Consider the following 21,325-nt stretch of genomic DNA (forward strand, 5'->3'; position numbering starts at 1 on the left):
CCCGTTTCTAAACACCGCCACATCGCCTACTTGTGGGACGAATGAAGGTGTATTTTCATAGATTGTAGCCATATTTTTAAAGTCGTTGTTAATCGCATCTTTAGCATTACCCCACATTCTGATGTCGAGCAACCAGTAAATGTAGTCAACAGCTAAGTCCATGCACTGGTATGCCCAGTAACCATCAAAATCAATATATCTTCCCACGTACCATCGTAAACGACTTCTTGCTTCGCTATATGTTTTCATGTCTTTCACCTCTCAATATTTTTGTCTCGGTTCTTCATAATTAAGTGCTTGATGACTATCGCTAACTCCTTGTGTTGTCGGGTCTTGAATAACACCCATTAAGACTAGAATCCCTAAAACACTGTTTAACGTATCTGTCAGTTGTTCTGTATAAACTTGAATGTCGTATCCAAAAACTTTAGCGATACTTTGTGCAAATAAAAAGATGGCTGATAATATCGCCACCCAAAAAGTTTTTTGCTTTATTCTGATTTTCCAGTTAATCATTTGAATACCTCCGTAAATTATTTTTTGTATTGATCATATATAAAATATTCGCCTTTTAATCCTATTTCTTTATACATTGTACTAATCATTTTTGCTTGAACTTTAGCCCAACTAATATCGGTCGCATATTGATGTGTACCTGGTTTCTTCGGATTCCAACGCATACGATACAAAGTATTTTGACCTACATCGAAATATCCTTTTCCAACAAATTCGGCACCACCAATAATCGCTTTAGCAGGTGATGTCCATCCATGACTGCGTGCGAATTCCATTGCGTTATTTGGATTGTTGTCAAAAGCACCTATGCCGAAATAGTTATATACACCGGTTCTACCACTCGCAAAGAATGATGTACCATTAGCACTTTCTAAAAATGCGTGTGCAATCAGATAGATTTCATTAACGCCGTACTTTTTACAACCATCAGCAAACGCTTGACCTTGATTCTGTAAAGTCCCTTTACCTACAAGCAACTTGTTTAACTTATCAACTGAAATTCCTTGATATTGATTCAGCTTCAAAAACTGATAAACTTGTACGTTGTTGTTAAAGATTTTGTTAGTGTCCATCGCTTCCCTAGCTTGATTTAAACTAGCTGTATACCAAGTTACACCATTTGAAGTTTGGGGCTTCGGATTAAGTCTAAATTGAATATCTAAAGCTTGTTTTAAGCTGTAATTGCTAATGATTCTATCAATTTTACTGTCTTGCTTGTCCTCAATGTTATTGCTAGGTTTTAACTCACTAGGCACAAATTTTGTATTTTCTTTAACAACTGTTCTAATCCTTATTTTTTCTACGACGTCTTTTGGTTTATTGTTCAATAACTTATCTTTGTCGTTAAATAGCTTAATCAGCTCGTTGACAGCCTTTTGATAGTCTTTAGAAGTAAAACCACTAGACTTCAAAGAATCTTTACCAGTGTGCAATTTGAACGTTCTCCAAGAGCTTTTATCGATAACAATAGAGCTTGTGTTCATCTTTTTACCGTTAGCCTCTAATAATAGCTTAGCTAACGATAAGCATTCGATTTCGTTCATCTTAAAATTATCACTCACTGCAGTTCTCGCTTCTGTAATGGATAAAACTATTGCATTGTTATAACCTTGTACGCTTTCCTCAATAGGTCTACACGCCCACACATTTAATCTATCGACGAAAAAGTGAGGAATTTCATCTTCATTTAAATCTTCTCGATACTTGTAAATGTCATTTGTAGACAATGCTGTGTTTGCGTTTTTGATAACAATTTTATTAGGTTTATTATTGTGGTTATCTGATTTGGTGATGTAGTGTACAAAGCGATTTGCTTTTACTAGCTCTATACGCGCAGTAGTAAACAAGATTTTTGTCACTACTTTATATATTGGTTTGTTTGATTCGGGTTTCTTTGTCGGCTCAGGGTCTTTCGGTATAGGCTTATTTTCTGGTGGTATAGGTGTAGGCTTAGGTTCCGATTTGTATGCAGGTCTAACAAAATGAGTTACACCAAAATAACTATGCTTTATCTTTGCTGCAGGACTACCGACGTATGAGTTAGCGTTATTCCAGTTTTGATCTACACTATAAAAATAGTCTTTGGTTGATGGGCCGACAACAATACCCGTGTGACCCCAAGTATTCCAATTGTAGTTACCACCTGTCCATATAGCTATGTCACCTGGTTTAGGAATAAAGCTAGATGTTTTTCTATAAATTTTAAAACCCGCTGGATAGCGATACCACGCCATATCACGCGCGTTACCTGGTGTCTTAAAACCCCAATAACGATTAAAAATATAGTTCGGTAAATCCCAACACTGGCGACCGTAATAACCATCAACATCAACACCACTACCAATTAAACTTATCGCCCAATCAGCCACCTGTTTTGCCGTTGGTTTACCCGTTTTAGGCAGCGCCATGACATCACTTCACTTTCAAAAAATAAGCCGACACATAAAGTGTCGACTTACAAAAATTATTTACATTTGCGTCCATATAAGTAACATGCTAGCCAATTAGCCCAACTCATATAAACACCTCCTTAAGGGATTAACGCATTGATAGACGCTGTAATAACAACAATCATAACGATTGTTACCAACGCCCAAATAGCACCAACGAGCCACTTATTCAAAGCTAGCGTCTTACCTTCGTTGTTTTGAGCAACTTCGACTTGCGTTTGATAGCGCTCTTCAATACGATTCAAAATTTTAGTTTGTTCAAAGTTTTCATTAACAACTTTTTCTTGTTTGTCTTTGAGTTCTTTGTGTGATTCTTGTAATTCTTGATGACCATTCCTGTATTCCTTTCGCAGACTAACAACATGTGAGGCCGCTTCGTTTGCTGTCTGTTCTATACTATCAACACGTTCAGTCAAATCAGCAATTTCTTGTTTAATTTTCTTTATCTCATCCAAACAAACACCGCCTTAATAGATTTCGAGCAATCTTAATAAATGCCGTAGATAGCAGAAATATATGCGTCTGAATCGACCGCTTGAGCATCACCCGTTGCTTTTAAAGTCTTTTGTAAAACGATATGTGTATCGTCTTTGATTTGAATGACAACTTCATCAAGGTGGCCGTTTTTATAACCGTCGCCGGAACTTTGCATACCGATATGATTCATATAAATAGTGCTGCCGTTATTTGGAATGTTAACCCATTCAACTGCATGTCTATTAGTTGTGTAGCCTACTTCAATGATTAGTTTTCCAAAATCATGACAATTACCGTTCAATGTTGCGGTTTGTCCTTTAGTCAGCTTACCTGACCATAACTTAACCGGTACAGACGATACCCAACGCCCATGCAATTTGCCTTTATATTTTTCGATAGAATAGCCTGCACCGAGCATAGTCATCATACCGTTATCCGCGTCTTTCATAACCGCTTCAATGTACCCGTTCGCATTGTTAGAATTACGTGTCGGTATGTTTTGAGTTGTACTATTAAAGTAGTACACACCCGATTTTGTAATATTAGCAACATCATCAAGCACACCCGTTTTAACTCCAGTCACTTCATCTTTAATACGCTCTAATTCTTCAGTAGTTTCTCGTTTTAAAGTATCGATTTTTGAACTAATTGCATCAACATTATTATTAACAGTATTGAGCGCCTCGTTAAATTCACCTTTTGTCAGTAATTCACGCTCATTCGCGATGGATTGTATCAAATCTAGTTGCTGTTTTAACGCTTTTGCTAAAGTGGCATTTGCTTCTACTTGCGCTTCTGTGCCTGCAGCCTTCGTTTTCAATTCTTCTAAATACGTATTGATTTTTTCTTCTAATTCAGCAATTTTTTGTTGGTATTCGGTAAAGTATGATTCTGAATTAATCCCAAATTCAACCATATTTTTAAGTACCGTAATTTTGACTTCAAGTGTCGAATCTGTTTGCTCGCCACGCTTTAATTTGAAAAAGGCTTGTCTGTATTCACCCTCTGCTGTACTAGCTTGATGTGGGAATGTATATCTAAATACACCATTTACAGGATCTAATACGATAGCACCGCGAGTGTCGATGATTTTTTCACCATCTGGCTTAACGCCCTCGAATACAGGTGTAAGTCCATGTAGATTATAAGGTGTGCCATTTGACCACACTGTCACCGTTACTGTTTTAAGCCCACCATCACCAACACGCGTAACTAAATATTGTTGCTTTTCTTGTGAGGTACCTTGTTTTGTAATGTCATAAAATAAATCTTGATTTGCCATTGTTTAACCTTCTTTCTTATCCGTAAAAGTAGTAGTAATTTTTTAACAGTTCATGCATAATCACTTCGTGTCCAAACTCATTAGGATGCAATCCATCAACCATGTTTTTAACACGAAATGCCGGATTGTAAGGGTCTAACAAGTCTGTGTGATACGCATCAAAAACGGGTACATTAAGTTCTGAACATGCAAGCACTTGCGCATTTACATATGCTTCTAAATCAAGTCCTAGACTATTCTTATCGGTGTCTTTACGTCTAATTGTCGTGCCATTAACCGGCAATTGACGCGTTGCAGTCATCACAAGAATCTTAGCTTTAGGATTGTTAGATTTAATCAATTCAACTGTTTTACAAAACGCACCGTAAAACGTTTTTTCATTTGTTTTACTTGTTCCAATTTGAACACCTGACGAGCCGTTGTATAACCAATCGTCATCAGTACCTTGAATGATAACTAAATCCTTATTTCTGATTTTTGAAGCTTGTTCATAAATGGAATTAGCCTTGACTGTTGACATAGTCGCACCGCTTACCGCTTCATTCTGTACAGTAGCACCTAACTTTTCAGACAGGTATTTACCAAAGTTTTTATTTGATTTACTACCTTTTGCGACAGAATCACCAATAATCCCAATTTTTTTAACACTTTTGATTGTCTTTGACTTTTTAACAAAATCAGCAAAGATTGTACCGTTTTCAGTCACGATAAATCTATCATCATTAGCAGTCTTTTGAGATTGACTTTTAATTTGATTTAAATCTGCATCTAATCGTGATTTGAGTGATGTATGTCGCTCCCCTTTTAAATCACTTAAACTCTTTTCATAATCCTCTGTAATTGCAAGAGGGGACATTTCAGGCAACACAATTGCTCTGATTTCTTTTTGCAGTTGATCATATCGTTTAGTAAAAAGTGTATCAATCAAACTGTCCAAATATTTATTACTCGTTTTGCTTTTAATGTCGAGTAACTCAGTTAGTAACTTATCAATTTCTTTAAAATTACTTTCAACATCTTTTTTAAAATCACGAAACACATTAGATAACTTTAACTTCATTTCCAAACCTCCTAAAATTCTAAAATTTCATGTAAGCGTACTTTGTTTGCTTTGGTTGTCCTATTATGGTTGTCATTCGTACCAGTAACGACATTATCTTTTACTATGACTGTTTTTGTACAAAATTCATTCGCGGAATTTGTAGGGATTAGATGCACAATTTTTGTTGTACTATGAGCCGACACGTGATACTTAGGTACATATTGATAATGGTAGTTATCATCTTCAGTGTCAGAACGCCATACCAACACAATGCCATTTTGGCATTCGCTCACTTTTTTACTTAAATTTACAGTTTGAGTTGCGTTTGGCCATTTGTTGATGTTTGCTGCAATAACTGAACTGGATGCAGTTGCATTTGATAACCCTTTATCGTAAGCGTTTGAATTTGTTTTCAACTCATCAAGGCGACGCTTATCTTCAGCGGACATTAAGCCCGCTTTTTGAGTAGTCGCATTTGTGAGTGTATCAGGGTCGAACTGTTTTAAGCTGTCCAGTTTAGTTTTGTCTTGTGCGGACATCAAACCATTTTTCGATGGCGTTGCAACATCAATTGCATCCGCATTAAAGTTTTCTAGTTTTTGTTTTTGCTCGTCAGTTAATAACTTTGATTTATCTAAACCGTCAACAACATCAATGTGCGATCTAGCATAAACCTCTTCACCATCGTAAGTTAATGTTCTAGCCTTAGTAATTTCAGCCATTTATTACTTCACTTCCTTATAAAAAATAGACCCAAGTCTACTCGAGCCTACACCATTCAAATTATCTAATTTTATTTTGTCATCTTTCGACATCAAACCGTTTTTTGTTGTCGTCGCAACCGGTATAACATCAACATTTATCCCATCGCCATCAAGTGCAGTGACAAACGTCTTACCACCGTCGTTACTGATGGCTATGCCTTTGTCAGGTGTAAAGACAGTATTCAACAACTTATTTACCGACTTTATACCCTTCGAGTCAGCTCTTAACGCATTCCCCATGTCCAACACATTGTTAGCTGCTGACACAAACCCTTTTATCTTGTCTTTAGCTTCTCTAATGTCTGTAGAACTTCCACCGATGCTATTCGCAAGACTAACGCTATTGCTGACTTTCGAATTGTACCTATCCTGCTTTTTATAATCACCAAGCGTCGCATTTTGCTCATAAATCTTATTGTTAATATCTCGTTTAGTTTGTACTTCCACAATCCTAACAAAGTCAAAAACATCGATAATATCATCTTTAACAGGTACGAGGTCACCCACGACAGGAACCGCTTCAGCATATTCTTCTTGTAATGTGATAAAGTCTAATGTCAAAGATGTTTTTAATGAGTTATCAACAGTATTAATCATCTTGTTACGTAAAAACTCTTCATCTTTAATTCTGCCATCAATAATTGCGGGCGCTTCATAAATACCTATATCATCGGCTAATGGATGTTTGTAGATAAGTTGCATTGATGCTTCTTGAAATTTCACATTATCATCAAAGTTGCCATAACCACGAATGTAAGTATAAAACTCAGAAGAATCTTCTTCTAACTTAAAATTCAAAGCGTTAGTACCGTTTTCGATAAAATAGTCTGCTTTTTGAAAGACCTTTTTAGTTAAGATAAATGTTTTTGTCTTTGGAACATATTTAAATTCAAGATTATAGCGTTCTAGACCTTTTTGAAAGGTCTCAAGTACAGTGTCACCATCGCCCGCATTTTCAAATTTTAATGCTTTAACTTTAGCATCTAATTTGTATTTATATCCCGTCCCTTTAAAAACAGTTGAAAAGAAACGTTCAGCGGTAAAGCTACCAGTCAAATTGTCGTATATGCGTTTTGCTTTTAAATCGTCAATTTGTTTTTCTTTGCAATGCACAGTTACCCTTGTTGTTAATGAGTTTGATTCTTTAGAAACTAAAGCAACCGTATAGATTTTGTCATCATTTTGACCACCAACATTAGTGACTTGCCATTTTTTAGAAATCGTATTTACAATTTCTCTGTTACTTTCGTTTTCTGAAAAGCTAAATGTCAACTGACTTTCACCACTTATACGCTCTGTGAGTTCTGTTGGTACTTGCAGAAAATATGCTTCGCCTAATATATTACGTAATTTAATCATCTCTTTATCTACCTACTTACTATAAAATCGCATATCAAATTCGGCTTTTTTTACATTTTGGTTAAATCTAAATTCGTTAAAGCCAGGCAAGAAGACCGGTAACGCAATATTAGATTCATTAACAACCGAGCGACCGTTTTTAGTGATTCTTAAACCGTCATATTCTAAAACATCACCAGACTTAAATTCAACGCCACTCACACGCATTAAGTCACTTCCTGAAAGTGACCACTGAAAATCGTTTGTCGCTTTACCTATTGTTATTCTGACCTTTTTGTACATGTTAAATTGCTTGTTAGGGACTGTACCGTGATAGTAAACTTGACCCGCTTTAACATTATTAAAAATATACGTTTGTTTTGCAGTGTCATCAAAATCGATGTCATCATCAGACGCCCAAAAGCCATTGATTAGTTGCTTGTGCAAATCTAAACTTGTTTCAACTGATTCAGCAAACGGCAAATGTGTCGTAACAAATTCTAGTGATACATTACCGATGTTGTTTTTTTGTTCTGGTGTCAACACATTAGACAGTTTAACGAGATACCTTTTAGCGTTCACTTGAAGATTATCATCGTCAAAAATAGGTATACCATGATCATCTACTTGTTGATAATCAGTTGCCAAAGTGTTTTTAAATTTATAGTTTACTTTGTCGTGTCTACGCAATTCTTGAATATAAAACGGCTTTTCATCTTGTACTAGCTCATACAGCAAATTACGTTGTATTGCGTAATCTAGATTGTCATCAGCCACAAAGAACACGGGTACATGTATTTTACGTGAATGATACAAACTACTTACAAGATGCCTGCCGTGCATGCCTTCGTAATCTTGATAATCATCTTTCATTTCTATACTTTCTACAATTACGTCTTTAACAATCATTTTATAATCTTCTAAATGGTAGGAAGTACCATCTAGTTTCGTGATTTTAATGTCCATTTATGATACCTCCTACATTTCAAAGATTGAATGTTTTTCTGCCTGTTTATCGTTAACAATGCCGTAAATTGCATCATTGTCTAATCTCATTTCAATTCTTACCGTTTTCATTCTAGGGCTAGTTTCAAACGAATGTGTGTGTTGGATTTGTGTTGTGAGGTTTGCACTTAATCCTGATAATCCATTTAAACCACTTGTAGCATCAGATATGCTAGGCAAACTTAAAACTGGATTAAACGCTTTCGTTAATTGTCTAGCGACGTCGACAACGCTACCAACCGCATTTTGTCCCTCTTGATCAACACCAATTCCTAAACCTTGCATTGTGTACACACCAATCTGCTTAAAGACACGTGAAGGCGATTTGATACCTAATAAAGATTTCGCTTTATCAATAGCACCACTAACTGCGCCAGTTACCGCGTCAATTAAGGCACCTGCTGCATTTTTCACTCCGTTAACTAATCCCATTATGAGATTCCTACCAGCGTCCATAAATTCACCAACAAAATTGACTACCGCATTAAGCGAATCCTGTACTTTTTGTTTAATGGCATTGTAAAATTCTACCATTTTTGAAATTACAGTAGACACAATTTGACTGAATTTACTTGATACGACCGACCACATGTTCGATAAAATAGAGCTTAAAATGCTATACGCTTGTTGAATTTTTGTTGAAATCCATCTATAAACTTCACTAAATTTTTGACTTACAGTAGATGAGATTCTACTTAAAATTGAAGCGAAGAAACTGTATATAGCATTCCAAATTGTTGTTACAAATGAATTTATAGCATTTAAAACAGTTGTGATAACAGTTACTAATGTGTTCCAAACAGTTGTTGCTACCGAAACAACGGTGTTCCATATCGTTTGTAAAAAGCTTAAAATCGCATTCCATACCGTTTGTTGAATAGTTAGTATCGTAGTGATAACAGTTACAATAACAGTCACAAGCAAATTCCAAATCGTTGTTGCAATCACGATTAACGTATTCCATAAAGTTGATAAAAACGTTAGTATATTTTGCCATGTTGTCGTTAACCACGTTTGTATACTTATAACAATATTCACGATTGTTGTAAGTAATAATTGCCATAAAACAGATGCTATCGTTGCTAAAGTTGTCCACAGATTTATAAAGAAATCTTTAATTGAATTCCATAAATTGATGATGAAATTTCTAAAGGCCTCGTTTTTGTTCCACAAAATAACGAAAATCGCAATTAATGCGATAATTGCACCGATAACTAATCCGATTGGAGAAGTTAAAAACCCGATTGCAGCACCAAGCAACGGTAATAACCTTGCTACTAAACCAATAGGACCGCTTAATAAAGAAAACGCTTTACCTAATAATGGCAATACGCCTCTTAAGAACCCTAATTTTGATATTAAAGGAGCTAAATACGAAACAATGCCCGATAAAACAGGATACCAAGTCATTAAGACACCACCAAATGTAATTGCTAAACCAATGATTTGAGCAACGATTGGATGCGTCTCGAATAATTTTGCAACAAAACCGGCAATTGCATTGACAACATTCAGTACAACGCTCGCAATAGGTGCCATCGCTGTACCAAAATTAACCAACACCATTATGATGTTGCCAATCAAGCTCATGATTGTCGGGCCATTTTGTTGAACATAGTCGATAAACTTTTTAAATCCATCTGACTGAGCAACTTGCTCCGACCATGCACGGAACTTACTAGCCATTTGTGCTAACGCTTCAAAGATAGTTTGCGAATTTGAGCCGAAAGCTTTGAATAGATTAAAGATACCTAAAAATGTATCACCGAAAATTTTACCTATAATCGGTAAATTCACTTTCACATAATCGATAAATTTTTGAATACCATTTTGAGTTGAGACTTTGTTTGCCCATTTTTGGAATGATGCACCCATGTTATTCAATCCGTTTGCTACAAACTCAAAAAGTGGCGTAAATTGCGTTAGTATATTAACGAACCCATCACCAAAACGGCCTGCTGCACTCAATAAACTTGAAAAGACTTTAACACCTGACGTATTCATAGATTCAAAAGCTTTTTTAGCTGTACTAGATGATGTCACCCATTTCTTAAAACTTTGCGCGCTAGAATTTACAGCTTCTGAAACACCTTTTAAAAATGGAGTTAAGTTTTTTAAAGTGGTTTGTACACCATTCAAAGCTGATGATAAAGCACCAAAAATCGAATCAGCATTCAATCTAATGATTTTCTGCCACTCGCTTGTTACACCTTTAAGACTACGCTTGTATGCATAAGTTGCAGCACTTGCTTGCAATGTGCCGGCTTCTAGCATTTTAATAGCTGATGTAGCCATCGCACCAAATCCAACTACGCCAGCCCCTGCAATAGCAAAAGAACCCGCTAAACCGATAGCACCGCCACCGATGACAGCTAAAGCATTACCTACCGCCATAATCGCAGGCACTAAACTTGCGATTATTGGAATCAACGCACTAAATGATGACAGCAACGTGCCTTGAATCATATTAGCGCCAATAGTTCCAAATGTTCGGATTGATTTAGCGATACGATCCATATGCGCTACGAATTCATCACTTTGTTTGTTGAGGTAATCTAACATTTTAGAAAAAGGATTTTTTGAACCTTTTCCATCTACATCGACTCGAACTTTTCTTCGATTCGGTATGCTTCGTAGCAATGCTTTAAATAGTCTAATCTTGTTATTAGCAACACTGTTTTTAACTTCTAATTCTGTATTGACTGTTTTACCGTCTAATTTGTTGATTTCAGCTTTTGTTTTATTGAATTTGGATACAAAAAGTCTATCTTGTAAATCGATAGCTGTTTTAACTGATTTATTATCTAAAAATTGTAAGGCTTTTTCATAATTTTTTAGTTTAGTTTCAGCTATTTTTGTGCTTGCGTCTATTGTGGCATTTGCTTTTTTGCCGTCAATTCTTTCCAAAGCTAATTCCGCTTGTTTAACTTTTTCTTTAATTAGCTTGTCATCAGCTTTCAATTCAACATCTTTAATCCTAGCTATTGTTTTTTCATACCGTTGTAACGTTTGAATAGCCGTTTTGATAGCTTTTTTAAACTTACCTGTATTCGCTTTTAAATCCGCTGAAACAGTATAATCTTTGTTAGACAATCATTGCACCTCCTCGCTATTTAATACTGTTGTTAATCTCTGCTATGGCTTTGAAGAAATTGTTATTTTCAGGTTCCACTTCTTCAAGTTCATCTGTAAACACAATCTCTTTACCATCAAGCAATCGATTGTAATTAACCTCATAATCCAATATGTCATTTGGACTTTTGAACCTGTATACTTCTTTCGGTTCCTTTTCGGTCCCTTCATTCTTTGTTGCAGCTGCATCACGTATCGCAAACGCTAACTTGTAACGCTCATATTCTTCTTTCAAAACATCAAATCGTAATGCATACATGCGATAGTTAAACTCAGTCAAAGTCATTTCATTGATTTCTTTTAAACTGGTCATTTTCAAATCTGACATGCACGCGATTACAATTCTGCTGTATGTTATTGTTCTTCTGTCACTGTCTCCGCTTCCTCGTCTTTCAAGTGATCCTGTACTAGGTCTTGGGTCAATGGTCGCTCCCCCAAAAAGTCAATAATAGCTTGACCGAACTTCTTGAACGAACCATATTCATCACGCGCATTGATTAATACTTCTTCAAGCTCTTCGTCTGTTTTCGGACGTCCTTTTTGTCCTGAAGTAGCAGCGTTGACAACTTTTGCTAAAGCGATAATATTTCCTTTTTCTAACTTAGGAATTAACATTGATAGTCCTTCGCCTAAATTGATTTTTTCAACATTCAAGCCTAACGATTTGTCAATTGCAGTTAATTGACCTAATCCAAACTTCAATTCTAATCCGTGCTTTCCATTTTTTACTGTAATCATTTAAATAGCCTCCATAGTTTAAAAAATTAATAAAAAAACGGGCGATTTAGCCCGTTGATTATTCTGCTGAAATACTAACTGATTTTGCGTTGGGTACTGCTTGCACATTCGATGGTTTAGCGACGCCTGACACCATGTCATCTCTTGAATCTTCCATGTCCTCAGTATCGACTGTAGGTTGTGGAATGTTTTGAGTAACTTCTGTTGCAGCGTCGTCTTTAGTTGTGTTGTGGAATCGATATCCTGCGAGTTCAAGTTTCGTTTTAATCGTTTCAGGGATTGTCGCAAATCCGCGTTGGTATTTACCGAAAACATTAAATTCTGTTTCGTACTCATCAACGCCTTTTACTTCGCCTTTAGATTCAAATTTCTTGAATTTACCTTGATAATATTTCGCTTTGAACTTACCGGCGTTTACGCCCTTACCTTCCACTTTGCTTTCAATTTCCCACGCTTCATAAATGATACCGTCACGCACAGCATCCTCAACTTCATCAGCAAAACTATCACGATAGTCCATTTTAGCTGTGGCCGAAATGGTATTTTCAAGTGATCCACCAGTTGAGTAAGAATCGTCCATCGTATCTTCATTTTCAGAATCCGCTTCAAGTGACACGCTATACTCAGTTAAAAACATCATCTTTTTAGCGTCTACTTTTTGACCGGCGATTCTAAATAAAAACAATCTATCTTTACTGTCTTTTTTAGCCATACATTATGACCTCCTTGTTAAAATAACTTGTAGGTAGCGATAAACACTGTGTGTAGTAGTTGCCTATCGCTATTTTCTACATCATTTAATGTCTTAATATCCATGTCATCAATCATTAGTTGATAACCTTCTACGCTATCGATATTAGAGAACTCAGTATCGACCGAATACACAATACTGTCATGTCGTCCTCTATCGTCTGCATAAGTCCAAAAGTCAATTGTGGCGGTTAATTCACCGCCGAAATTATCCATATTGTACTTAGTTTTGTTTATATCTACATTTCTAACAACAAAAAAGGGATATGAGATTTGAGTGTTCAATTCTTTAAAATCAATAACATCAAATCCGTATCCCTCTAAAGCAGAATAAATATAGTCAAACAAAGCTTGTTGCGCTGTGGATTTTAACATGTAACACCTCGCTAACCATTCAACAACCGTCTTAAATCTTCAAGCGTTGATTTTTTCAATGTTTGATAAGTTGGAAACATAAATGGTGCCGCTTCCATGTATCGTGTACCAAATTCAAGGAAGCCGCTGTAATGGGCGGTAGAAATAACACGATAGTGTAGTTCTCCCACTTTTTTTACTTCTATTGACCTAGCTAGATTACCAGTCCAATAACCCTTATTCATCACTTTTTTAGCATTAGATACTGCAATTCCAATACCTTCAATAGCATTGTTTTTTAGAATCTCATCAACATCATCATCTATGTCATCGTACATTTCTTCTAGGTGACTCATTAAACCCTTAAACCCTCTAGATTGCATTAAAAAAGCACCTCGCTTATAAAAAGTGAAGTGCTATGATCGTACACACGGATATCCATGACTTTGTATTTTCTGCCTTTTAACAAGACGTGTGTTGGTTCGAATTTTAATTGTTTAGGCAAACGCACTACCGATACATCTTTAGCCATTTCGCCAAATTCGAGCTGAGTACGCTCTCTCGACAATCTATTAACATTACACGGTATTTTTGTATATGTTTTGTGAGTGGCTTCTTTCTTTTTGGTCAAAGGATTATATTTACTTCGCTCTTCAACGACAAGGTCGACTCGTTCTGAATACCTCAATAGAAATTCACGCTCCCTCGCTCACTTGAATCAAGCTTAGGATACAAAGCATCAATAATACCTTGATATTCTTCAAAATCATTACGCTCAAAACTATTACTACGACCGTCTTGCGAATCTGTAGACATACCTTCTGCACCGATACGATTGTACCGTTTTGTTGAAACTTCAACGACTATAAATCGTAACCTGTCAGGAATGCTAATTGTGTCTACCGGCAATCTCGATAACAATTCAGCAGCAACATTGTCGATGATAGAATTTAGCTGTTTATCTTGCTCGCTATCATTCAATCCTATACGACTTTTAACGTCGTCTAAGTAACTCATCTTAATCACCACTATTCAACTGTAATAGTGATTTGTGCTGTTTTATTACTACCATCTTTTGTCGTCGCTGTAATTACCGCTTCACCAGTTTGTAATGCATTAATCACTCCTGTGTTTTCATCAACAGATACGGTTTCAGGTGCATTAGATGCATAACTTAACGATTTATCAGTTGCTGTGGATGGCGATATATTAGGTTCTAATTGTTCATTTGTACCATTGGTAATAGTTTTACTTTCAGGCACAAAGCTAATGCTCGTGATTAAGATTGAGTTTGTAGTAAATTCAGGTACATCAACTTTTTCTGATTCTTTACCATTTTCCTCAAAAGCAACTTGATAAATCCCTTCTGGGTAAGTTGTAGCAGGATCCAAACCAGAAACACTCACAGTTAAACGTCCTTCACCTTCTTTAGAATCAATAACTTCGCCATTTGTGTATAATTTTAATTTTTTAACCATTTTAGATACCTCCAATTATTCCGATTGCCCCTATTCCGCAGAAATGTTAATCGACCTAGAATTAGGCGTCACTTCCACGTTTTGGGGTTTACGAGGGTAAATTTACCGCGTCGTCCGCTTTGATAGACACTTTAATAACCGCGTCGATGTTTTCTGGGAACATTGAAATAGCCGACGCATAAATAGTGTCTGATGTTAAACGTTGTGGTTGAATGTCATGTAACACACCAACAAAACCAGTCGCATCAGTTGCAAAAGCAAATGCACGTGCTAACTCACCGCGTGGATTAGCATATGCCACGTTTAAGTTTTCAGCCACTGTCATCCACACTTCGCCTTGTGGCACGTCTGCAAACTCTACAATCTTAACGCCTACATAAGGTGTTAAGAGGTTCACACCGAATTGCGCACCTGTTGAGTTAATAAAGCCGTTTGCTAAATACTCAGCAGTATCATTTGGATTTACGAAAGCGATAGGTGTAATCTCGTCGTCTAATAACACAGACAAGTTTGCACGTCCTTTAGATAAAGCACCTTGTAAGTTTTTAGCGCTTAACTTTGCTTTGTTTGTACGTTTTTCATTTTCAATTGCTGATTTTAGCGTTCCGAAAAATTTAGCACGGAATTTTTTCTGAACATACTTAATCATCTCGTTGTCAGTTTGATTAATAGCTAAATCATAACCGTGCGCTTGAATTGCTTCTGCCGATGTCGATTTACGATATTTAGCAAACTGTAATTCAGTAATATCAACTTGTTCACGCGTCACTTTTGTTAACGGAATTACGTCACCTTCTGCTACATCTCCGTTTGGTTTTTCAGAATCTTCTACTTTGAATCGATATTGTTTAAGCGCTGAGCCGACGTTCATAGGGATTTTGTTTTGAATCGCTAAAGCTTCAAATAATTTGGTTAATCCCACACCTAACTTATTAGCAAAATCGATAGACTTCGCCTTTCCTAATGCTTCCACATTAATTAAATTGTTTTCTACTGGCATAAATATTTACCTCCATTTTTAGTTGAATAAATGCATGTTTTGTGCGATAGCACTTTGTCGTTCGCTATCGTCTTTAATCGCAAGAATTTCATCCCGACTCAATCCTGACTTACTGAAAGATTTAGGCGAATTTTGTCGTAATGTTTCTTGCACTTTCTTTTGAACCATTTCATCAAGAATCTTTGTAAGGTTGTCAACGTTGTTTTTTGTCGTTTCAGCGCTATCAGACACAACAATGTCTAACAACTCATCACTCACGTCGATATCCTTGTCTTTGAACATCACACGGGCTTCTGAACGCATCTCATTCATAGCCTTTTCAGCACGCAATTGATTCAATTCTGCTTCTAGCTTTTCGCGTTCATATTCGGCCTTTTGATCCTTGTTCATTTTTGCTAATTTAGCAGCTTCTTCGGCCTTTTCTTTCGCATACTCATCTGCTTTTTTCTTCTCTTGAGCCACACGACGTTCAATGATTTCATCGACTTTCTTTTGTTGCTCGGCTGTGAAAGTTACTTCATCTTTTTTGTTCTGTTCTTCATTTTCAGTATTTTTGTTAGCACCTTCGTCGTCCGCTTCCTCTTCCGAAAAGAACTGTAAATTAAACTTAAGTTTATTTTCTTTCATGAGATATACCTCCATTTTAAGTCTGTCGACTGCTATCCATGCACCTTTTAACGCCGTGAGCACGTTTTGGGCAATAAAAAAAGCCACTGCAGCACAGTAGCTTAAAAATGCGTATAAAAATAGCACCTCAACCATTATTATCGGTTAGGTGCTTAATCTAAAATTTCAATTGATTTAATTTGGCTTTCATCAAAATCATATAATAGTTTGCCACTATCTAAATGTATAGAATCTTCTCCACTTTCATTATCCATTTCATCATCGTAACCAGCGGCTCTCCCGATGAATATTTTTCCGTTAGTTAACTCTATCTTTACTTTTTTTCCTACATATGTCCATAGTTTCATCGCTTTTCACCCTTTCCGTTCGGTATTATATGACTTCCAGTTTTCGAGTAGTGTACCGTTCCTCGTTTTGTTTCTATAAATTCACCGTCAATATAATCTTTACCGATAATCTTACCAAAATCAATAATTTCTTTATTTTTCCAGTTCCCAAAGTCATCCGCGATTAAACTACCTTTACCCGCTTTTTGATGTATTAATGAATTTAATTCACTGTTATCTAATAGCGTATAACTTGGTATTGCCTTACCTTTTTGTAAATTCTTTTTCTTATAATCTTCATACAATTGATGACCTAATTGGTGTCGATTCTGCTTTTCAACGTTCAATTCAACTTTTATTTTACCACTATCAATGGCATCCGTCATTTCTTTTTTAGCTAAAAGTTGTGTCGTTTCCTCTTCGTCTAACTTATACTTACCTTTACGTTTTTTAAAAAAGTCGTCACGCCAATTGCCCAAACGTGGTATCGTCGTGCTTCGACAATGTGGATGCATAGGAGGAGCGTTAACACCTGGTGTCATGTCCTTGACTTTGTATACTTTCTTATCATGATGACGACACACTTTAGATGTCTTTTCATCACGTTTCGCAACAAATTCATATTCACCATCTTCGCCGAGCGTTTCAAGGTATGACAGCTTTTGTGCTTCCGTTTGCACACGTGCTGATTCAGTAACAAGTAAACGTTTAGCATCATGTGTTGTAGCACCTGTTTTCTTTTTGAAGTCAGCAACGTATTCGTTCGGGTGTCGACCTCTGTTAACAACATTTGTTGCAACTCGTTCGACTTCCTTGCGCACTAGATCCATATCGTCCCACAAGCGTTCTGACCATGTAACACCTTTGAAGTTACCATTAACAACTGCCTTAATCTTCTTGTCAGTAACATTGATGTCAGTACCTAAAATGCCTGATTGTCGCTCTACTTCTCTATCAATAGCTTTAACCAACGACTTTTCTATGTGGTTTTCTACTTTGATACTTGCTTCGGTCACTAACAAATCAAGATTCTGCTTTAACAACTTCTCGCGCGATACATACATCTTAGTATTGTACTTTTTAAGTTGCTTATTTGCTTCTTTGCTAAAGTCCTTGTTTTTAACCAACACTTTAGCTTTGTTCTGAAAAGCGACGACATCAAATTCATCAACGATCTTCTTAGCTTCGGCAATCGTAAGACCTTCAGCGGTCGCGTATTTAGCGTAAAATGCAAGTAGTTCCTTTGCAATCTCAGCATACATCAATGTGACTATACGTTGTAATTCAGCCGCTGCCTTTGCATCTTCTATCAATTCACTGTTTATAGTATTTTGCGCACGCTCTAACCAGTAATCGAGTGAATCAGACATTAGAATCATCTACATTCGCATGATTTTCAAAAGCTTCACCGTAACCACGCTTATCAGCCTGCTTTTCTCGTTGTACTTCTTCTTCGTGCATTTTTTCGAGTTCCTCTTTAGGATTATCAATAAAGTCTAACAAACTCAAACGTGTGCTTTCAGATACACCACCACTAAGCGCGTTAAACGCATTGATAGATTCCATCATAGACTTTGGTAAGTTAGGCGTAAACGTAATTGTTAGATCTGCGTAATTATGTTGCTTTAATCCCGTCAAATTAACATTGTTCAATAACAACTTATACCGCTTCATCAATCCTTTTTTAAACAATCGCTCTTTAATCGCTCTGACTTGTTCAAGACCGAATAGCTTGTATTTCATAGCTTCTCCGGATTGAACACCACTAAACTGTTCGTCATTCAAATCAGGCGTATTTGTATACTTGTGAATGTCGTTTTGCAATCGCTTCTTATACGCTTCAACGCCAGCAACATCATACTGCTTATAAACATACTTAACTTCTGCCTTACCTTCTGAGCCATTCGCGTTTGTACCGGGCTGTAAATGAATCATATTCGCGTCTCTAAACGCTTTTGCATCTTCTCCGTCTAAATCTACATTACCGATAATGGCAAGCATAGCATCGTTTAAATCAGTCATGTAGTTAGCTGTATCAGACTGCGCACTATCGTACAAATCAATTAAAGTAATAACATTCTCAAAGTCACCTTGTTTAAACTGGTCATTTAGATATTCGATGATTGGCACATCATTGTAGTAATGTTCTACTTCTTCTACACGATGATATGTGCCACCTTTAATTTCAATATAGTAAATTTTATCTGTCGTATATACTTCGACATGCTGAACTGGTACTTTGTCCTTATCTTGCTTTTCAAAGTACCTCACGCCTGCAACGACTTTTTTATCTAACGTTTGGTCATATACTACAAAAGTGCTTTTAGGATCTAACACTTTGAATGTGTCTTTATCTTCAAAATCACGATATACAATCTCATAAGCGCGTCCATAAATAGACAAATTCAACGCTAAATCACTGTTAACCTCATCAGCGTCATTCAAATCGTTCAGCTCAATGATTTTGTCGTTCGTTTGATTGTCCTGATGTGTAATTGTTATAGGGTTTCCTGTGAGATAACCAACGATAAAACGTGACACGTACTTCGCGTAATTATGTACTGCTCTGTGGTCAGCCTTGTCCCCATATTTTTGCAATCGACGTTCACCAGCTAGAATGTCAGTATTTCTATTCAAGTAATAAGCTTCTAGCATCTCTAAACGTGGCACTTGTTCAACTTGATGTCTGCTGATGAAGTTTCTGAGGCTTTCCTCTTTTAATAATTCCGCTAAATCGCTGACAACAAAGTCATCGTTAGCAAGAGGTGAAAACTTTGTATTAATGTTATTGATTGTATATACAGTCATTGTTAGCCTCCTTAAAATAAGCTTTTAATCTTACGTAATGTATTTTTGTCTTTTTTCTGATGCTTTTTCTGTATGGTTAATGCTTCAACTGCGTATCTTAATGCATCAATGCAGTGATTATAAGTGTCAACAGGTTCGTTGTAATATTCATCCGTATTTTTGTCTTTTTTCCAAGTATAATTGTCAAATTCCTCAATTGTTTTATAACAACGTTCGTCGATAACAATGTCAAATTGACTAATAAATTGAATACCTGCCATGACGCTGTCTTTCCCTTTCATCGCTGGCACAATTCTATCTATACCGTTTGCTTTGATTTCCATAATGCTTTTTTGTTCAGCCGAATCAGCCGTTATTTTTTCTTTCGAGTAACCTAAGTCATTGATAACTTGTGCAATCTCGTTATTTAGCATCCCTTTTTTAACATATTCCGACATGACATAAAGCTTTTTGTTATCGCTGTCTATTTTCACGTGAATAAAAGCACTAGGATCATTGACATATCCAAAGTCTAAACCGAAATACGAAGGTAAATGACCTACTTCTTTATCGCTAATTATTCGCTTTTCATACTTAGGGAACACCAACTTATCAAGTGTTGCGAATTCGCCTAACGCATATATTTTGTAATATGCCGGATTCCGTGTTGCTAGCATCTCTAAATTTTCACGTGTCATATCGTCTAAAAACTTATTGTCTTTGTAACTCGATTGTCTAATCAATACGCCTTTCATCGGTTTACCATGTTCAAAAAAATATTTGTATACCCAATTCAACTTAGACACAGGGTTGAACATTAAAAAGATTTGTTTCAGTTTGTGTTTACGCTCTCTCAAACGTAAAGTCAGCTGTGTGTAATCATTTAACGTAAACTCAGATGCTTCTTCCATAACTATATCTGACACTCCTTTTATCGATTTGATTTTTTCTGGATTATCTAATCCCTTAAACAAAAAAACTGCGCCATTTGGAAGTTCGACTTTGTTATCTGTCTTATTCCATAGGCACATGTCCCAGATACCATAATTGATTAAACATTCTTTCACATCTTCAAACAAACTGTCTTTGATTGTCGACTGCACTTTTCTCAGCCACAAAATACGTCTTGGATATTCCCAGTCTTTCAAAGCTTTCAGTACAACTTTTTGAATAACGCCATGTGATTTACCACTTGAACCGCCACCATAATGGACTTCAGTAAAGTAATCGTAATTGAACAGTATTTCGAATATATTTTTGTTGAACACTTTTGACGGCTGCTTAAAGTTCAAACTAACTTTCGTCATCGTAATCACCAATGTTTATTTCGATATTCTTTTGTGTGATCTCTTTTTTATCAATATACGCACCATGTACTTTTAAGATATGGTCTATTGACCGCTGTCGCTCTTCTACATTAGGCGTGATAGTGTAAGTCACTTCTCTATCTACTTCACCACTTAGATGGTCATATCGCTTCGTATAAGCTGTCTGTGGTTCTCCTCGCGCAATTGATGCGGATAATGCTAAAGCTTCCGTTATACTCATTAGGCTTTCTACTTGAGCCTGCTCGATACGCTCTTTAACGTACTGCTTTATTGTAGTATTTTGTAGTAACTTCGTCGCGTTAGTATTTGCTTTGTTTTTAGAATAGCCCGCCTTGATATACGCTTGCGTTGCGTTACCACTTTTAATGTATTCATCTGCAAATCTTTGTTGTTTTATGCTTAACTTCATCTCATATATCACCACTCTCGCGC

24 protein-coding genes are annotated in these 21,325 nt (G+C 36.4%); all 24 read right to left on the bottom strand.

Annotation, left to right across the window (positions count from 1 at the left end; translation table 11 throughout):
• A partial coding sequence (locus tag CD118_RS07465; RefSeq protein ID WP_142380863.1) for a CHAP domain-containing protein occupies window positions 1-249 on the bottom strand: 249 nt, incomplete at its 3' end.
• 12 nt (window positions 250-261) lie between these two features.
• Entirely contained in the window at window positions 262-516 is a 255-nt protein-coding gene (locus CD118_RS07470; RefSeq protein WP_015728847.1) for a phage holin, read from the bottom strand.
• A gap of 17 nt (window positions 517-533) precedes the next feature.
• Window positions 534-2,423, bottom strand: coding sequence for a glucosaminidase domain-containing protein (locus tag CD118_RS07475; protein WP_103356493.1), 1,890 nt, complete (start codon window positions 2,421-2,423; stop codon window positions 534-536).
• Between the two features lie 122 nt (window positions 2,424-2,545).
• Window positions 2,546-2,920 carry a hypothetical protein gene (locus tag CD118_RS07480; RefSeq protein WP_015728845.1) on the bottom strand — a complete coding sequence of 125 codons (375 nt, stop codon included), beginning with the start codon at window positions 2,918-2,920 and terminating at the stop codon, window positions 2,546-2,548.
• 32 nt (window positions 2,921-2,952) lie between these two features.
• Window positions 2,953-4,224 carry a phage baseplate upper protein gene (locus CD118_RS07485; protein ID WP_103356494.1) on the bottom strand — a complete coding sequence of 424 codons (1,272 nt, stop codon included), beginning with the start codon at window positions 4,222-4,224 and terminating at the stop codon, window positions 2,953-2,955.
• A gap of 16 nt (window positions 4,225-4,240) precedes the next feature.
• The gene (locus CD118_RS07490) at window positions 4,241-5,284 is read right to left on the bottom strand and encodes an SGNH/GDSL hydrolase family protein (RefSeq protein ID WP_103356495.1); all 1,044 of its coding nucleotides are present in this window, start codon (window positions 5,282-5,284) and stop codon (window positions 4,241-4,243) included.
• Between the two features lie 11 nt (window positions 5,285-5,295).
• Window positions 5,296-5,988, bottom strand: a complete 693-nt coding sequence (locus CD118_RS07495; protein ID WP_100004261.1) for a hypothetical protein — start codon at window positions 5,986-5,988, stop codon at window positions 5,296-5,298.
• 3 nt (window positions 5,989-5,991) lie between these two features.
• Window positions 5,992-7,389, bottom strand: a complete 1,398-nt coding sequence (locus CD118_RS07500; protein ID WP_065354076.1) for a tail tube TT1 domain-containing protein — start codon at window positions 7,387-7,389, stop codon at window positions 5,992-5,994.
• Between the two features lie 12 nt (window positions 7,390-7,401).
• Entirely contained in the window at window positions 7,402-8,334 is a 933-nt protein-coding gene (locus CD118_RS07505; protein ID WP_015728840.1) for a phage tail family protein, read from the bottom strand.
• Between the two features lie 12 nt (window positions 8,335-8,346).
• Window positions 8,347-11,466, bottom strand: a complete 3,120-nt coding sequence (locus CD118_RS07510; protein WP_103356496.1) for a phage tail protein — start codon at window positions 11,464-11,466, stop codon at window positions 8,347-8,349.
• Between the two features lie 16 nt (window positions 11,467-11,482).
• Window positions 11,483-11,833: a hypothetical protein gene (locus CD118_RS07515; protein ID WP_103356497.1), complete on the bottom strand. Its 351-nt coding sequence runs from the start codon at window positions 11,831-11,833 to the stop codon at window positions 11,483-11,485.
• A 26-nt stretch (window positions 11,834-11,859) separates the two neighbouring features.
• Window positions 11,860-12,243: a tail assembly chaperone gene (locus tag CD118_RS07520; protein ID WP_099997386.1), complete on the bottom strand. Its 384-nt coding sequence runs from the start codon at window positions 12,241-12,243 to the stop codon at window positions 11,860-11,862.
• A gap of 58 nt (window positions 12,244-12,301) precedes the next feature.
• Window positions 12,302-12,955, bottom strand: a complete 654-nt coding sequence (locus CD118_RS07525; protein WP_103356498.1) for a phage major tail protein, TP901-1 family — start codon at window positions 12,953-12,955, stop codon at window positions 12,302-12,304.
• A 17-nt stretch (window positions 12,956-12,972) separates the two neighbouring features.
• Window positions 12,973-13,368 carry a hypothetical protein gene (locus CD118_RS07530; RefSeq protein WP_096533870.1) on the bottom strand — a complete coding sequence of 132 codons (396 nt, stop codon included), beginning with the start codon at window positions 13,366-13,368 and terminating at the stop codon, window positions 12,973-12,975.
• An 11-nt stretch (window positions 13,369-13,379) separates the two neighbouring features.
• Window positions 13,380-13,730: an HK97-gp10 family putative phage morphogenesis protein gene (locus tag CD118_RS07535; RefSeq protein WP_015728834.1), complete on the bottom strand. Its 351-nt coding sequence runs from the start codon at window positions 13,728-13,730 to the stop codon at window positions 13,380-13,382.
• 301 nt (window positions 13,731-14,031) lie between these two features.
• Complete coding sequence (locus CD118_RS07545; RefSeq protein ID WP_015728833.1) at window positions 14,032-14,364, bottom strand: phage head-tail connector protein; 333 nt, start codon at window positions 14,362-14,364, stop codon at window positions 14,032-14,034.
• A gap of 11 nt (window positions 14,365-14,375) precedes the next feature.
• Window positions 14,376-14,825, bottom strand: a complete 450-nt coding sequence (locus CD118_RS07550) for an Ig-like domain-containing protein (RefSeq protein WP_063282644.1) — start codon at window positions 14,823-14,825, stop codon at window positions 14,376-14,378.
• An 88-nt stretch (window positions 14,826-14,913) separates the two neighbouring features.
• Window positions 14,914-15,825, bottom strand: a complete 912-nt coding sequence (locus tag CD118_RS07555; protein ID WP_063282643.1) for a hypothetical protein — start codon at window positions 15,823-15,825, stop codon at window positions 14,914-14,916.
• 18 nt (window positions 15,826-15,843) lie between these two features.
• Window positions 15,844-16,452 (bottom strand): DUF4355 domain-containing protein, encoded by a 609-nt coding sequence (locus CD118_RS07560; RefSeq protein ID WP_041614791.1) that lies wholly within the window; start codon window positions 16,450-16,452, stop codon window positions 15,844-15,846.
• A 152-nt stretch (window positions 16,453-16,604) separates the two neighbouring features.
• Window positions 16,605-16,799, bottom strand: a complete 195-nt coding sequence (locus tag CD118_RS07565) for an LSm family protein (protein WP_103356499.1) — start codon at window positions 16,797-16,799, stop codon at window positions 16,605-16,607.
• Complete coding sequence (locus tag CD118_RS07570) at window positions 16,796-18,148, bottom strand: minor capsid protein (protein WP_103356500.1); 1,353 nt, start codon at window positions 18,146-18,148, stop codon at window positions 16,796-16,798. The genes CD118_RS07565 and CD118_RS07570 overlap by 4 nt, the downstream gene beginning before the upstream one ends.
• On the bottom strand, window positions 18,141-19,586 hold the full coding sequence (locus tag CD118_RS07575; RefSeq protein ID WP_103356501.1) for a phage portal protein: 1,446 nt from the start codon (window positions 19,584-19,586) through the stop codon (window positions 18,141-18,143). Before CD118_RS07575 ends, CD118_RS07570 begins: the two co-directional genes overlap by 8 nt.
• Window positions 19,587-19,597: 11 nt before the next feature.
• Window positions 19,598-20,872: a PBSX family phage terminase large subunit gene (locus CD118_RS07580; protein ID WP_037543597.1), complete on the bottom strand. Its 1,275-nt coding sequence runs from the start codon at window positions 20,870-20,872 to the stop codon at window positions 19,598-19,600.
• Entirely contained in the window at window positions 20,859-21,302 is a 444-nt protein-coding gene (locus CD118_RS07585; RefSeq protein ID WP_096533879.1) for a terminase small subunit, read from the bottom strand. Before CD118_RS07585 ends, CD118_RS07580 begins: the two co-directional genes overlap by 14 nt.
• Between the last annotated feature and the right edge of the window lie 23 nt (window positions 21,303-21,325).

Origin of the sequence: Staphylococcus coagulans (assembly GCF_002901995.1) — a bacterium.
Classification (GTDB): Bacteria; Bacillota; Bacilli; order Staphylococcales; family Staphylococcaceae; genus Staphylococcus; species Staphylococcus coagulans.